The organism is Kribbella endophytica (assembly GCF_054781295.1).
In genome coordinates this window covers 1159655-1174485 of record NZ_BAAGUR010000001.1, presented here as the reverse complement: position 1 = coordinate 1174485, position 14831 = coordinate 1159655, and the positions used below count along the sequence as shown (strand labels likewise).

Sequence of the window (14831 nt, the reverse complement as noted above, 5' to 3'; positions counted from 1 at the left end):
GACCGACGCCGTCCGCCCGACTCGGGGGCTTGGGTGGGTCGGGAAAAACTGTCGGCGACGCCGGATACGGTTCGATCACGTGTTCGACCCGTTGGGCGGGTCGGTGGGCGGACGAGGAGGTCGGGGCAGTGAGCGTTGCGGAGTTCCGCGGGGGGCCGGACAGCGGGAACGAGGAACGCAACCCGGCGATGGGCTTCGACCGCACCCCGCCACAGGACCTGGCCGCCGAGCAGTGCGTGCTCGGCGCGATGATGCTGAGCAAGGACGCGATCGCCGACAGCATCGAGACCGTCCGCGGCACGGACTTCTACCGGCCGGCGCACGAGTCGGTCTACGACGCGATCACCGACCTGTACGCCCGGGGCGAGCCGGCCGACGCGATCACCGTCGCGGCCGAGCTGGCCAAGCGCGGCGACATCGCCCGGATCGGCGGTGCGCCGTACGTGCACACCCTGGTCGCCTCGGTGCCGCTGGCCGCCAACGCCAGCTACTACGCGCACATCGTCCGGGAGAAGGCGATCCTGCGCCGCCTCGTCGAGGCCGGCACCAAGATCGTCCAGCTCGCGTACGCCGGTGAGGGCGAGGTCGACGACGTCGTCGACGAGGCCCAGGCCGAGATCTACCAGGTCACCGAGAAGCGGACCACCGAGGACTACGCGCCGCTGAAGGACATCATGGAGGGCGCCCTCGACGAGATCGAGGCGATCGACTCCCGTGGTGACGCGATGATCGGTGTCCCGACCGGCTTCACCGATCTCGACGAGCTGACCAACGGGCTGCACCCGGGCCAGATGATCATCGTCGCCGCGCGTCCCGCGATGGGCAAGGCGCTCGCGCTCGACACCCCGTTGCCGACGCCGTCCGGCTGGACGACGATGGGCGAGGTCGCCACCGGCGACGTGCTGCTCGACGCCGACGGCCTCCCGACTCGCGTGGTCGCCGCGACCGACGTCATGGACGACCGGCCCTGCTACCAGCTGACCTTCTCCGACGGCACGACGATCGTCGCCGACGCCGAGCACCAGTGGGTCGTCGAGGACGGCGGCCAGTCGGTCGTCTGTACGACGCTCGACCTGCACAGCGCCATGTCGGCGTACCCGGGTCTGACCCCGGCGGTGCCGAAGTCGGCGCCGCGCGAGATCGCCGGGCACGGCGTCACCACCGGCGTGCTGGGTGAGCCCGACCGCCGCGTCGAGCGGGTCGAGCCGGTGGCTTCGGTGCCGGTCCGCTGCGTCGAGGTCGACAACGCCGACCACCTGTACCTGGCCGGCAAGACGATGCTGCCGACCCACAACTCCACGCTGGGCCTGGACTTCGCTCGCTCCGCCTCGATCAAGCACGGCCTGACCTCGTGCATCTTCTCGCTGGAGATGAGCCGCAACGAGATCACCATGCGGCTGCTCTCGGCCGAGGCGAAGGTCCCGCTGCACCACATGCGCAACGGCAAGATGACCGACGAGGACTGGGCCCGCCTCGCCCGCAAGATGGGCGAGGTCTCCGAGGCCCCGCTGTTCATCGACGACTCGCCGAACCTCACCATGATGGAGATCCGCGCGAAGGCCCGCCGCCTCAAGCAGCGCCACGACCTGCGCCTGATCGTGATCGACTACCTCCAGCTGATGTCGTCGGGCAAGAAGGTCGAGTCGCGCCAGCTCGAGGTCTCGGAGTTCTCCCGCTCGATCAAGCTGCTCGCCAAGGAGCTCGAGCTCCCCGTCGTCGCGATCTGCCAGCTGAACCGTGGCTCCGAGCAACGATCCGACAAGCGCCCGATGACCTCGGACCTCCGCGAGTCCGGCTCGCTGGAGCAGGACGCCGACATGGTCATCCTGCTGCACCGCGAGGACGCCTACGAGCGCGAGTCCACCCGCCCCGGCGAAGCCGACTTCATCGTCGCCAAACACCGCAACGGCCCCACCGCCGAGGTCGTCGTAGCCTTCCAGGGCCACTACTCCCGCTTCGTAGACATGGCCCACGACGGCTGAGTCGGGCTAGGGCTTCTGCCAGCGGTCGGCGGAGATGGATTCCTGGGCCAGTAGGCGGAGCGACGCGATCAGGGTTTCGCCGAGGATGGTGCCGATGACGACGCTCTCGGCGATCTGGTCGCGGTCGGTGCGGGCGGTGACCGAGGCGACCTCGAGTGCGGTGAACTTCTCGACCGCGTCGGCGTAGGAGTCGAGGAAGTCGACCAGGTGGTCCTGGTCGAGTGAGCGCAGGGCGGCGACCGTCTCGATCAGCGTGGTGAGGGCGGGGGCGTCGGACTCGACCTTCCAGCCGCGCTTAGCGATCAGCTCACCGACCTGTACGGCGGCCGCCGTGCGGTCCTCGCTGCCGGCGGACGGCGTACGGGTCGGCGTGATCGCGCGATGCGCGCGGCCGATCTGGTCGTGCAGCGACATCGAGTCGGAGTCCAGTCCTTCGAGAATCTCCTTCACCCGGGCGACCGGCACCTGGCCGAGGTCGATCAGCGCCCGGATCAGTCGCAGGCGGCGCAGGTGGGCTTCGCCGTACGACGCCTGGTTCGGGCTGGTCAGCTCGCCCGGCGGCAGCAGCGCCTCACGCAGGTAGTACTTGATCGTCGGCACCGGGACCCCGGACTGCCGGCTCAGTTCAGCGATGCGCATAAACAGCCTTGCCTTCCCTTGACCTGTGATGGATAGTAGCAGTATCCATTAACGGATAGTCCGACTATCCATCTGAGGGGAGACCGAAAAGATGCTCATCGATGCCGTGCTCGTCCTCGCGACGCTGGCCTTCCGCGGGCTCGGAGCGCTCGGCGTCCGCCGGTTCGCCCGCTGGCCGGTCGCCGCCGCGCACGGACTGGCCGTGATGCTGGTGCTGACCGCGAGCGCCCACTTCGTCCCGGCCGGCGTCACCGTGATGCCGAACCACGCGGACATGGTCCGGATCGTCCCGCCCTTCGTCCCGTACGCCGACGCGATGGTCTACCTGACCGGCGTACTGGAACTGCTCGGTGCGCTCGGGCTGGTCCTGACCGCCACCCGCTGGGCGGCCGGCTGGTCGCTCGCCGCGCTGTTCGTGGCGTTGCTCCCGGCCAACATCTACGAGGCCGTCGAGCAGGTCTCGTTCACCAACGGGGAGACCGCGACGCCGCTGTGGCAGCGCATCCCCGAGCAGGTCCTCTACATCGCGGTCGCCGTCTGGGCGGCCCGCTCATCCCGTACGCCGTCCGCCGAGCCGCAGCGCGAGCTCGTCGAGACCCACTGAAGGAGCCGACACCATGTCCGACCCGACCCGCACCCTGGCCGGCGTCATCCTGCTGACGATCGTCACGATCGAGTTCGGTGGCTGGTTCCTGACCAAGATCGCCCGCGGCCAGGTGCCGATGACCGACCTCCAGAAGGCGTTCGCCCGGGCCGGCCACGCGCACGCCGGCGTCCTGGTGATCCTCAGCCTGGTCGGCCTGCTGTACGTCGACCTGACCGGCCTCACCGGTTTCTGGCTGTGGGGAGGCCGGCTCGCACTGCCGGTCGCGGCGATCCTGATGTCCGGAGGCTTCTTCGCCTCGTCCGCCGGCAAGAACGTCACGCAGCCGAACAAGTTCATCGCCATCCTCTGGGTCGGCGCGGCCGCGCTCGCCGTCGGTGCACTGACGCTCGGCATCGGCCTGATCACCGCCTAAGGCGCGAGGCGGGCGCCGACCGAGCGGATGAGAGCGGCCGTCTCCGGCGGCGCCTCCAGCGTGAAGTCGGCGCCTAGGGCAACCACTCCGGCGACGTACTGGATCAGCAGCTGGGCCGAGTCGGCGCTCAGCGTCAGCACGCACGACTCCGGCCCGGTCGGTACGACGGTGCCCGGCAGCCACCACCCGTAGAAGCCTTCCCGGACCGCCTCCTCCGACAACTCGACGCGCAGCACGGCCGAGTGCTTGTACGTCGCCGCCGCGAACGACTCGGCCAGGTACGTCGCGGCGTCAGCGGCGGGAATCTCCCGTCGGACGAACCGGTGCCGGCTCGGCCGGACGTCGCTGATCCGGTCGACCCGGAAGCTGCGCCAGTCGTCGCGGTCCGGGTCGAACGCGAGCAGGTACCAGGTCCCCACCAGCGCGACCAGGTGATGCGGCTCGACCCGCCGATCGGTCTTCGCACCATGTCGGGATTCGTAGCTGAAGGCAACGATCTCCAGATCGCGGCAGCAGGCGGCGAGGACCGCCAGCCGCCCCGGATCGACCTGGGGCAGATCCGCCCGCGCGACCACCGACGACGCCCCGACCGCCGCGACCTGTGGACGAAGCCGCGGCGGCAGCACCTGCGACAGCTTCGCCAGTGCGCTCATCGAGCTGTCGTACATGCCCGTCACTCCGCCGCTGCCCGCGCCGGCCAGACCGACCGCGACCGCCACCGCCTCGTCGTCCGACAGCACCAGCGGCGGCATCGCGCGCCCCGACACCAGGCGATATCCACCGGCCGTCCCCGTCGTCCCGACGACCGGGTAGTCGAGCGAGCGCAGCCGGTCGACGTCGCGGCGGATCGTCCGGTCGGTCACGCCCAGCCGCTCGGCGAGCTCGGCGCCCGACCACTCCCGCCGCGACTGCAGCAGCGACAGCAGCCGCAGCAGTCGTCCCGGCAGGTCGTTCATATCCACAAAGATATCCACAGCTTGAGGACAACTTCTGTCCGGAACGCCGTCTACGGTCGGCAGCATGAAGACTTGGACCCCCGAAACCGACGGTTACGACGACCAGCGCACCGGCTTTCAGCGCCGCGATCCGCACCGGCCGGCGCGGATCTTCGCCGCGACCAGCGCGGCCGACCTCCAGGAGGCGGTGCGGTACGCCCGCGATCACGAGCTGCGGCTCGCGGTCCGGGCCAGCGGCCACGGCCACACGACGCCGACCAAAGGCGTGCTCGTCACCACCAGCGGCTTCGCCGGTGTGACGGTCGACCCGGAGCAGAAGACCGCGACGATCCAGGCGGGCGCGACCTGGCAGCAGGTGACCGCCGCGACCACGCCGTACGGGCTGGCTCCGCTGTCGGGCAGCTTCCCGGGCGTCGGCGCGATCTCGTACACGCTCGGCGGTGGGCTCGGCCTGATGGCGCGCAAGCACGGCTTCGCAGCCGACCACGTGCGACGGATCGACCTGGTCACGCCCGACGGCGAGCTGCGTTCGGTGACTCCCGACGACGCCGAGCTGTTCTGGGCGCTGCGCGGTGGCGGCGGCAACTTCGGCGTCGTCGCCGAGCTGGAGATCGACCTGTTCGAGGTCGCGACGGTCGCCGGCGGGAGCCTGTACTACGACCTCGCGGCGACGCCCGACGTACTGCAGACCTGGCGCGAGTGGACTGCGACCTCTCCCGAGGAGGTCACGTCGGCCGTCGGTGTACTGGTGCTGCCCAACATCCCGATGGTGCCGGCGCCGCTGCGCGGCAAGCACATCGCGCAGCTCCAGCTCTGCATCCTCGGCGACCTCGCGACAGCCGAGCAGCTGATCGCGCCGCTGCGCGCGCTGGGGGAGCCGGTGATGGACACCTTCGGCGAGATCCCGTACGCCGAGTCCGGCCGCATCTTCGCCGAGCCCGAGCAGCCGGGCGCCTACCGCGCTCAGAACGTCCTGCTCGCCGACCTCGACCCGGTCGCGCTCTCGACGATCCCCAAGCTGGCCGGCCCGGACGCGGGCGCGATGTGCGTCGTCGGCATCCGGCACCTCGGCGGCGCGCTGTCCCGTCCGCCCGCGATCCCGAACGCGGTCGGCCGCCGCGAGGCGCAGTACGCGCTGACCGTGCTGTCACCCGGCGAGCAGGACTTCACCCGCCTGCACCGCAGCATCCTGGAGCCGTGGACGTCGATCGGCCGGCAGCTCAACTTCAGCTTCGGCCCGCTCACTCCCGAACAGATCGCCGAGGCCTACGAGCCCGCCGACCTCGACCGCCTCAAGACGCTCAGGCAGCAGCTCGACCCGACCGGCCTGCTCCAGCCGAACCATGTGATCTGAGGCTCTCCCGCCGGTCGGGTCCGCCCTGCCGGAGCAAGGTACATCAGCGACGACTTCCGCCACAGGTCCCGGACTAGAGCGCCGCGGTCACGTCGATCTCGACGAGTTGTCCCGTGAAGCCGAGTTGGGCTACGCCGAGCAGGGTGCTGGCGGTGGTGAAGGCGGGTGCCAAGGGGGAGTCGTTGAGCCAGGTCCAGACGGCGCCGAGGTCGTCGCGGTCCTGGCTGGCGACGTAGATGACCGTGCGAACGACGTCCTCGGGGGTCGCGCCTGCGGACTCCAGGGCGGTGAGGATGTTGGTGATGACCTGGGCGGTCTGGCCTTCCAGGTCCTCGGCGGCGAGGTCGCCGGCGGGGTCGAGAGGGCATTGGCCGGCGAGGAAGACCAGGCGGGACGCTTCGACGGTCGTCACGTGGTGGTAGCCGGGGGTCGGATGCAGGGCCGGGGGATTGCTGCGCTCGATCGTCACGGGCCCAGCCAAGGTGAGTCCTGAGGGCCGGTCAACAGAATTAGCTCGCTTCACGCCGAGAAGCGCCGTACGTAACGCTTCTGCCAGGGCGTCTCCACCGCGTGCGAGCTGTAGTTCGCCCGCACGTAGGCAACAGCCTCATCAGCCGGCACCCCGTCCAGCACGGCCAGGCAAGCCAGCGCCGTACCGGTCCGTCCGCGCCCACCACCACACGCGAACTCGACCCGCTCACCCCGATGCACCCGCGCCAGCGCGTCCACGAAGACCTCACGAGCCTCGACAGCGTCAGCCGGCAACCGGAAGTCCGGCCAGCGCAACCACCGGCTCTCCCACTCGACCTCCGGCGGCTCCTTGCCCAACAGATACACGCCGTACGACGGCAACGACCCCGCAGGCATCGGATTCCGCAGCCCACGTCCCCGCACCAACTGCCCGGACGGCAGCCGCAGCACGCCGCTGTCTTCGCCACTCCACGTCATCCACAAACCCTAGCCAGAACCACCACGACCCCGGGCGGCGAACCGCTCCGGGGTCGAGTGGCGTAGTACGTGTCGAGCCGTTAGGCCGTACTACGGGCTGGTGGAGGAATCAGGCGCTGAGCCGTTCCTCGGTGGTGTTGGAGAACAGGTGAAGTTTGCCGGGCTCCGGTGCGAGGTGCACCAGCGACCCCGTCTCGGCCCGCGTCCGCGTGCCGACCCGCGCGATGATGTGCTGCTGGGTCGTCGTGTGCTCCGCGTTGCCGTACATGTACGCGTCCGAGCCGAGCTCCTCGATCACCGAGACGCGGACCGGCAGGCCCTCGTCGGCGATGTGGAACGACTCCGGCCGGATGCCGAGCGTCAGCGTCTTGTCGTCACCGGCCTTGGCCAGCAGCGCACGCTCGATCGGTACGACGAAGTCGCCGATCTTCGCGCCGCCGTCGACGATCTCGGCCTCGATCAGGTTCATCGCCGGGGAGCCCATGAAGCCCGCGACGAAGAGGTTCTTCGGGGCGTCGTACAGGTTCAGCGGAGTGTCGACCTGCTGCAGGAGCCCGTCCTTGAGTACGGCGACGCGGTCGCCCATCGTCATGGCCTCGATCTGGTCGTGCGTGACGTACACCGTGGTGACGCCCAGCCGGTGCTGCAGCTCGGCGATCTGCGTGCGGGTCTGCACCCGCAGCTTCGCGTCGAGGTTCGACAGCGGCTCGTCCATCAGGAAGACCTGCGGGTTCCGGACGATCGCGCGACCCATCGCGACGCGCTGACGCTGACCACCCGAGAGCGCCTTCGGCTTGCGCTCGAGGTACTCCTCGAGGCCCAGCAGCTTGGCGGCTTCCTGGACGCGCTTGGCCCGGTCGTCCTTGTGGATGCCCTGCATCTTCAGCGCGAAGCCCATGTTGTCGGCGACCGACATGTGCGGGTAGAGCGCGTAGTTCTGGAACACCATCGCGATGTCGCGTTCCTTCGGCGGGCTGTTGGTGACGTCGCGGTCGCCGATGTAGATCGCGCCCTCGTTCACCTCTTCCAGCCCGGCCAGCATCCGCAGCGCGGTCGACTTGCCGGAGCCGGACGGCCCGACCAGCACCATGAACTCGCCGTCCTCGATGTCGAGGTCGAGCTGGTTCACCGACGGGGTGTCGTTCCCGGGGTAGACCCGGGTCGCGCCCTTGAACGAGACGGTTGCCATCACGCACTTCCTTCCTTCGCCGGCGGAACGTGCCGGACGATCCTTTGCAAAGGCCCCCAGGGATTGGGTGTCTTGTCGGTGATACATCACCAAAATCTGTAGACCACAACACCCACAGGTCTGCCGGCATTCCGCTAGTAGTGCGTCCCGCCGGGCCGAACACCGTCCGCCATCAGATCGAGCAGCGCGGCCACCGCGCGACTCGGCGGTCGACCACTCAACGTGATCGCCGACAGGGTCCAGGTCAGTTCGATCCCGGTCAGTCGCAGCCGGGTGATCCCGGGGTGCTCCGGCCCCAGATCCGGTACGACGGCAACGCCGAGCCCCGCCCGTACGTACTCCGGCACGGTGGTCAGATCGGGTACCTCGACCTGCACCCGCCGAGGCATCCCGGCCGCGTCGAAGGCCCGGTCGACGTTGGTCCGGTTCCCGAATCCGGGCAGCAGGTCGACGAACCGCTCGCCGTTCAGATCCTCCAGCCGTACGTCGGTGCGCTCCGCCAGCCGGTGCGTCGTCGGCACCATCACGACGAACCCGACGGTCGCCAGTTCCCGCGGCTCCAGCCCGACCAGGTCGGACCGGTTCGCCCCGACCAGCGCGACGTCGAGCCGCCCTCGCCGTACGTCGTCCGCCAAGCCCGTCGAACCGGTCGGGGAGGTCGTCACCTGGACGTCGACCAGGGGATAGCGCTGGTAGAACGCGCCGAGCAGGTCGGCGAGGTCGATCAGCCCGAGCCGGGTCATCGTGCCGATCCGCACGCTGCCGCGCAGTCCGGTCGACGCCTCCTCGACGACGGCTCGCGCCCGGTCGAGCGCCTCCAATGCGGCCTTCGCCTCCGGCAGCAGGGCCTGTCCGGCGGGGGACAGGCTCACTCGTCGGGTCGAGCGGTCGAAGAGCGTCGTCTTCAGATCGCTCTCCAGGCCGCGGATCGCGGCGGACACCGTGGACTGGACAGTGAACAGCCGCTGGGCCGCGCGGGTGAAGCTCAGCTCCTCGGCGACCGCGACGAAATACTCCAGTTGGCGTGAGTCCACGTGGCAATTATCGGTGCGAGCGATGAGAGAGTGCAAGAATCTTCGTTTGATTCGATAGATCAGCGAGCGCACTCTGAAGTCATGACAACAATCACCGGACCGCGGGCGGTCGACGCCGTCGGCACGAAGGTCCGTTTCTCCCACGGTCCGGGGTTCTGGACGATCGCCGCCGCCTTCCTCACCACGATGGCGTTCTCCACCGTGCCGACGCCGCTCTACGCGATCTACCAGCAGCGCGACGGCTTCCCGACGTCCCTGATCACGGTGATCTTCGCCGCGTACGCCGTCGGCGTGATGGCCAGCCTGTACCTGGCGGGCCACGTCAGCGACTGGCTCGGCCGGCGCCGGGTCGCGCTGATCGCCGTACTGGCCGAGGTCGTTGCCGCGCTGATCTTCCTGTTCTGGCCGGAGGTCCCCGGCCTGCTGATCGCGCGGTTCGTGTCCGGCGTGGGCGTCGGCATCCTGACCGCGACGGCGACGGCGCATCTGTCCGAGCTGCGCAAGATCGCCCGGCCGGAGGAGGACCCGAGCCGGTCCGCGCTGATCTCCAGCATGGTGAACCTGGGCGGTCTCGCCTTCGGCCCGCTGATCGGCGGCCTGCTGGCCGAGTACGTCGGGCGCCCGATCGAGCGCCCGTACGAGGTGTTCCTGGTGCTGCTCGTGATCAGCGCCGTCGGTATCGCGCTGGTGCCCGAGACGGTCGAACGGCGCGAGACGCGTCCGGCGTACCGGCCGCAGCGGGTCGCACTGCCTGCTGCTGCAAGGCCGTTGTTCTTCGCGACTGCGGCCGGAGCCTTCGCGGCCTTCGCGATCTTCGGGCTGTTCACGTCGCTCGCGCCGACGTTCCTCGCGGGGACGCTGCACCACACGTCACGCCTGCTCGCCGGAGTCGTCACCTTCGCGGTCTTCATCGCCGGCGCCGCCAGCCAGGTCGTCTTCGTCCGGCTCACCCGCACCCGTCAGCTGCAGCTGGGCCTGGCCTTCATGTCAGCCGGTCTGGTCGGAATCGCCGCCGGCGGCCTGATCCCGAGCCTCGCCCTGTTCGTCATCGGCGGCATCATCGCCGGCGCCGGCGTAGGCCTGGTCTTCCGAGCCGCCGTCGCCACCGCAGCAGGCCTGGCCGACGCCAGCTCCCGAGGCGAGGTCCTCGCCGCCCTCTTCCTCATCGCGTACGCCGGCCTAGCACTCCCCGTCCTCGCCATCGGCCTAGGCATCGCCCTACTCCCCGCCGAGGTAGCCCTCGTCGTCTTCGCAGCGATCATCCTCGTCATGGTCAACGCAGCAGGCCTCCGCATGCTGGCCGCCCACCGCGGCTGACAACCGGCGCCCTCCACCCCCGCGGCCGCACCCACCCGCACCACCCGCACCCGCACCGGCGGCACCCGCACCCCGCGGCACCCGCGCCGGTCGCACCCGCACCCCGCGGCACCCGCGCCGGTCGCACCCGCACCCCGCGGCACCCGCGCCGGCGGCACCCGCACCCGCACCCCGCGGCAGCCGCACCCGCAGCAGCTGCACCAAGTCGGCACGCGAAATCAGGTCGCCCAGCCGATCAAGTCCCCCGCGCCCACCCCTCCGTCTTCTCCGCCCGCCCGCGCCAACCAGAAGCGCGGGCGGGCGCGATAGTTTGCGCGCATGGGTGACTACGTTTCCGTCGGAAGTCTGACCGCCTACCTCTCCACCGGCCGCGCCAACGGTCCCGGGATGCTGCTGCTCCCGATGATCACCGGGATCGGCGAGCAGCTCCGCGACTGGGCCGACGAGTTCGCCGCCCGCGGGATCACCGCGCTGACCTGGGACCCGTTCCACGGCCGCAGTACCGACAACTCGACCGTCGACGAGCTCCACGAGATCCTCCTGCAGATGGACGACGACGCCGCCCTCGCCGAGCAGACCCAGCTCCTGGACCACCTGCTCGGCGAACTCGGCGCAGCCAAGGCCGGCGTCGCAGGTTGGTGCCTCGGCGGCCGCTTCGCGATCCTGCTCGGCGCCCGCGACCACCGCCTGGCCAACGTCACCGCGTTCCACCCCACCGTCCCGTCCGAGCTCCGCCCGAACCAGACGTACGACGCGATCGCCGACGCCGCCGCGATCACCGCTCCGGTCCTGGTCAGCTACCCCGGCGCCGACGCCGCCGTACCGGTCGCCGACTTCGAAGCCCTGCAGACCTCGCTCCAGTCCCGCCAGACCGGCGCCACCATCGCCCTCTTCCACCCCGGTGCCGACCACGGCTTCACCAACCGCGACCGCCACGACAAGCCGGTCAACGCCGACGCCTACCAGCTCGCCTGGCCCCAGGCCCTCACCTTCATCGACACCACCACCGCCTAGGCAGCAGTCGAAGCCCGCCGGTGGGCTGTCGGGTTCGTTCCGCGCAGCCGCTTGAACGCGACCGACAACGCGAACGCGTTCGCGTAGCCCACCCGGCGGGCGATCGACTCGACGGTCTGGTTCGTCTCCCGCAACAGATCAGCGGCGAGCGTGATCCGCCACCCGGTCAGATAAGCCATCGGCGCTTCCCCCACCAGCGCGGTGAAGCGCCGCGCGAGACTCGCCCGCGAAACCCCCGTCCGATCGGCCAGCTCGACTACGGACCACGGATGCGCCGGATCCTCGTGCAGCAACCGCAACGCCAACCCCACAACAGGATCCGCCTGCGCCTGGTACCACCCCGGCGCATGCGACTCAGGCCGCGCAAACCAGGCCCGCAACGTCGTGATCAACGCCAGATCAAGCCACCGATCCAGCACACTCTGCTGGCCGGGCTCATCCCGCTGGATCTCCCCGAGCACCATCTCCATCACCGGCCCGGTGACATCCCCAGCCGGTACGACGAGCACCGGCGGCAACGCGGTCAGCAGTCGCCGGCTGACGTCACCCTCCAGCTGATAGGTGCCGCTGACAACCATCGCCTCACCCTCGGGCCGCCCGCCGTACGTCCGGACGCCGAGCCGCGCACTGTAGTCAATAGGTGCCCCAGGCAACGGCTCGCAGATCCCGCCGGGGTGGATCCGCAGCTGCGCCTCGGTCTGCGGCGTGTCCGCCACGACGTACGGCTCAGGTCCGCACAGCACTGCGACGTCGCCCTCGTTCATCCGCACCGGATCCATCCCGTTGCGCATGATCCAGGCCGACCCGCGAACCAACGTCGCGAGCGCGAGCGGCGCCTCGTCGACGATGTGCAGCCCCCACGGTGGGTCGAGCACGGTCAGGTTGAAGACCCCGCCACGCGCCCGGGTGCCGGCCAGCAGATCGTCGAGAACGTCCATGCCGCCAACCATAGCTGAGACTCTCAGACATCGAAATGCGCCAGACAACCATGGTTTGTCTCACTCGCAACCGCTGAAATGAACCCATGACAACGACACCGATTCTGATCCTGAGTGGTAAGGGCAAGACCGGCCGACGCGTGGTGGAGCGGCTCGAGCAGCGCGACGTCCCGGTCCGGCTGGCCTCACGGTCCAGCGAGCAGCGCTTCGACTGGTACGACGAAGGCACGTGGTCCGGCGCCGCCGCCGGCATCGACACGGCGTACCTGGCACCTCCGGTCGGGCCGACCGGGCTCGCCCAGGCCGGCCGCTTCGTCAAGCAGGCGGCGGCCGAAGGCCTTCGCCGGGTGGTCCTGCTGTCCGGCCGCGGCGTCGGCAGCGCGGAGCGTGAGTTCGCCGTCTACGAGAGCAGCGTCGAACTGGAGAACGCGGTCAAGGAGAGCGGCGCCGAGTGGACGATCGTCCGGCCCGCGTGGTTCATGCAGGGCTTCAGCGAGGACTTCCTGCTCGACTACGTGCAGGCAGGCGAGGTGCGGGTCTCGGCCGGCACCGGCGGCGAGGCGTGGATCGACACCAACGACGTCGGCGACGTGATGGCGACCGTGATCCTGGACGACTCGCACAATGGTCAGCACTACACCCTGTCCGGCCCGCGCACGCTGACGATGGCCGAGGTCACGGCCGAGCTGTCCGCCGCGACCGGCCGGGACATCCGGTACGTCGACCTCGAGCCGGAGCAGCACGTCGAGGAACTGGTCGGGATCGGCCTGGACCGCGAGGACGCCGAGTCGGTCCGCGACCTGTTCGCGGTGATCCGGCACCACCGGTCGGAGTACGTCTCCGACGACAGCGTCCGGGAGCTCCTCGGCCGGGCACCGCGCGACTTCTCCGACTGGGCCCGCGAGACCGCGGCGACGGGCGTGTGGTCCGCATGACCAAGATCCTGACCCTCGCCGGCCTGGTCGGCAGTGCCCTGATGGGCGGGCTGTTCTTCGCCTTCGGGACCGCGGTGATGAGCTCCCTGCAACGGATGCCGGCCGGCCAGGGCGCGGTCGCGATGAACCTGATCAACGTCCGGATCCAGAACCCGCTGTTCCTGCTGGTCTTCTGCGGTACGGCGCTGATCTGCCTGGCGCTTCCGGTCCTGGCCCTGGTCCGGGACACCCCGGGCAAGGGCTGGATCGTGGCCGGCTCGGCGCTCTACCTGGTCGGCATCATCGTGATCAGTTTCGCGGTCAACATCCCGCTGAACGACGGACTCGCCGCCGGAACGACCGACTGGACGTCGTACCTGGCGAAGTGGAACCCTGCGAACAACCTGCGGGCCGTCGCCGGGGCGCTCAGCGTCATCGCCTTCGGTCTCGCGCTGATCAGGGCCGAGTAGGGGAGTCCGGATGACCGAGCAGCTGTTGCCCGTGAACGGTGTCGAGCTCTGCGTCGAGACCTTCGGCGATCCGGCCGATCCGCCGGTGCTGCTTATCCACGGCGCAGCCGCCTCGATGGACTACTGGGAGACCCCGTTCTGCGAGTTGCTGGCGGCCGGGCCGCGGTACGTGATCCGTTACGACCACCGCGACACCGGCCGCTCGGTCAGCTACCCGCCGGGCGAGCCGGCGTACGAGGGTCCTGATCTGTTCAAGGACCCGGTCGGCATCCTGGACACGCTCGGCATCGACCGGGCGCACCTGGTCGGCCTGTCGATGGGCGGCGCGATCGCCCTGCAGATCGGCCTCGACTTCCCCGACCGGGTCCGCAGTCTGACGCTCGCCTCGACCAGCCCGCTCGGCGACGACCTGCCTCCGCCGGCCGACCGGATCCGCGAGAGCTTCAGCAGCGAGGCCCCGCCGACCGACTGGTCCGACACCGAGGCCGCGCTCGACCAGCTGGTCACCGACGAGAAGCTGTACGCCGGAACGCTCCCGTACGACGAACCCGCCCGCCGCGAGCTGCTCCGCGCGATGATCGCCCGCACCACCAACCTCGCGTCGGCCGTCACCAACCACTGGGTCCTCCCCGACGACGACACCCCGCCGACCCGGCCCCGCCTCGGCGAGGTCAAGGTCCCGGTCCTCGTCCTCCACGGCACCGAGGACCCGCTCTTCCCACCCGCCCACGGCGAGGCGATGGCCCGCGAGATCCCCGGCGCCCACCTCGTCCTCCTCCCCGGCGCCGGCCACGAGCTCCCCGCCCCGAGCTGGGACATCGCCGTCCCCGCCATCCTCGCGAACACAACCGGCTGAAGAAGACTCGTCGGCGGGACCATCTCTCGAGTACCGACCCTCGAGCGGTGCCCGGCACTTGGTAGGTGCCGGCGCGCGAACTTGGCGGGCTGAAAGACTCGTCGGCGGGACCATCTCTCGAGTACCGGCCCTCGAGCGGTGCCCGGCACTTGGTAGGTGCCGGCGCGCGAACTTGGCGGGCTGAAAGACTCGTCGGCGGGA

At 69.9% G+C, this 14831-nt stretch carries 16 protein-coding genes; 9 read left to right on the top strand and 7 right to left on the bottom strand.

The annotated features are described in order from the left end of the window. Positions 1-188 precede the first annotated feature (188 nt). Positions 189-1982, top strand: coding sequence for a replicative DNA helicase (gene dnaB / locus ACYVIO_RS05660; RefSeq protein ID WP_460652062.1), 1794 nt, complete (start codon positions 189-191; stop codon positions 1980-1982). Positions 1983-1988: 6 nt separating this feature from the next. Here the strand turns inward: dnaB and ACYVIO_RS05655 are convergent, their stop codons facing one another. Next, the gene (locus tag ACYVIO_RS05655; protein WP_460649575.1) at positions 1989-2621 is read right to left on the bottom strand and encodes a MerR family transcriptional regulator; all 633 of its coding nucleotides are present in this window, start codon (positions 2619-2621) and stop codon (positions 1989-1991) included. 91 nt (positions 2622-2712) lie between these two features. Here ACYVIO_RS05655 and ACYVIO_RS05650 point away from each other — a divergent pair, with 91 nt between their 5' ends. Beyond that, complete coding sequence (locus tag ACYVIO_RS05650) at positions 2713-3225, top strand: DoxX family protein (protein ID WP_460649574.1); 513 nt, start codon at positions 2713-2715, stop codon at positions 3223-3225. Between the two features lie 13 nt (positions 3226-3238). After that, a complete protein-coding gene (locus ACYVIO_RS05645; RefSeq protein WP_460649573.1) occupies positions 3239-3640 on the top strand; it encodes a hypothetical protein in 402 nt (133 codons plus the stop codon). On the opposite strand, the gene ACYVIO_RS05640 is transcribed toward ACYVIO_RS05645, so the two are convergent. Beyond that, positions 3637-4596: a helix-turn-helix transcriptional regulator gene (locus tag ACYVIO_RS05640; RefSeq protein WP_460649572.1), complete on the bottom strand. Its 960-nt coding sequence runs from the start codon at positions 4594-4596 to the stop codon at positions 3637-3639. The genes ACYVIO_RS05645 and ACYVIO_RS05640 overlap by 4 nt on opposite strands. 64 nt (positions 4597-4660) lie before the next feature. Between ACYVIO_RS05640 and ACYVIO_RS05635 the strand changes: the two genes are divergently transcribed. Further along, complete coding sequence (locus tag ACYVIO_RS05635; RefSeq protein ID WP_460649571.1) at positions 4661-5950, top strand: FAD-binding oxidoreductase; 1290 nt, start codon at positions 4661-4663, stop codon at positions 5948-5950. Positions 5951-6023: 73 nt separating this feature from the next. Here the strand turns inward: ACYVIO_RS05635 and ACYVIO_RS05630 are convergent, their stop codons facing one another. The 4 genes from ACYVIO_RS05630 to ACYVIO_RS05615 form a co-directional block, all read right to left on the bottom strand. Then, positions 6024-6419: a RidA family protein gene (locus ACYVIO_RS05630; protein ID WP_460649570.1), complete on the bottom strand. Its 396-nt coding sequence runs from the start codon at positions 6417-6419 to the stop codon at positions 6024-6026. A gap of 50 nt (positions 6420-6469) precedes the next feature. Beyond that, positions 6470-6898 (bottom strand): protein-tyrosine phosphatase family protein, encoded by a 429-nt coding sequence (locus ACYVIO_RS05625; protein WP_460649569.1) that lies wholly within the window; start codon positions 6896-6898, stop codon positions 6470-6472. 109 nt (positions 6899-7007) lie between these two features. Continuing rightward, a complete protein-coding gene (locus ACYVIO_RS05620; RefSeq protein WP_460649568.1) occupies positions 7008-8087 on the bottom strand; it encodes an ABC transporter ATP-binding protein in 1080 nt (359 codons plus the stop codon). Between the two features lie 134 nt (positions 8088-8221). Beyond that, positions 8222-9121, bottom strand: coding sequence for a LysR family transcriptional regulator (locus tag ACYVIO_RS05615; protein WP_460649567.1), 900 nt, complete (start codon positions 9119-9121; stop codon positions 8222-8224). 81 nt (positions 9122-9202) lie between these two features. Here ACYVIO_RS05615 and ACYVIO_RS05610 point away from each other — a divergent pair, with 81 nt between their 5' ends. Next, positions 9203-10438 carry an MFS transporter gene (locus ACYVIO_RS05610; RefSeq protein WP_460649566.1) on the top strand — a complete coding sequence of 412 codons (1236 nt, stop codon included), beginning with the start codon at positions 9203-9205 and terminating at the stop codon, positions 10436-10438. Positions 10439-10756: 318 nt separating this feature from the next. Then, positions 10757-11452, top strand: coding sequence for a dienelactone hydrolase family protein (locus tag ACYVIO_RS05605; RefSeq protein ID WP_460649565.1), 696 nt, complete (start codon positions 10757-10759; stop codon positions 11450-11452). On the opposite strand, the gene ACYVIO_RS05600 is transcribed toward ACYVIO_RS05605, so the two are convergent. Further along, the gene (locus ACYVIO_RS05600) at positions 11449-12390 is read right to left on the bottom strand and encodes an AraC family transcriptional regulator (RefSeq protein ID WP_460649564.1); all 942 of its coding nucleotides are present in this window, start codon (positions 12388-12390) and stop codon (positions 11449-11451) included. The genes ACYVIO_RS05605 and ACYVIO_RS05600 overlap by 4 nt on opposite strands. Before the next feature lie 86 nt (positions 12391-12476). Between ACYVIO_RS05600 and ACYVIO_RS05595 the strand changes: the two genes are divergently transcribed. The 3 genes from ACYVIO_RS05595 to ACYVIO_RS05585 are packed head-to-tail and all read left to right on the top strand — an operon-like array spanning position 12477 to position 14630. Further along, positions 12477-13325 carry an NAD(P)H-binding protein gene (locus tag ACYVIO_RS05595; RefSeq protein WP_460649563.1) on the top strand — a complete coding sequence of 283 codons (849 nt, stop codon included), beginning with the start codon at positions 12477-12479 and terminating at the stop codon, positions 13323-13325. Beyond that, positions 13322-13774 carry an anthrone oxygenase family protein gene (locus ACYVIO_RS05590; protein WP_460649562.1) on the top strand — a complete coding sequence of 151 codons (453 nt, stop codon included), beginning with the start codon at positions 13322-13324 and terminating at the stop codon, positions 13772-13774. The genes ACYVIO_RS05595 and ACYVIO_RS05590 overlap by 4 nt, the downstream gene beginning before the upstream one ends. Positions 13775-13784: 10 nt before the next feature. Beyond that, positions 13785-14630, top strand: coding sequence for an alpha/beta fold hydrolase (locus ACYVIO_RS05585; RefSeq protein WP_460649561.1), 846 nt, complete (start codon positions 13785-13787; stop codon positions 14628-14630). Positions 14631-14831 lie beyond the last annotated feature (201 nt).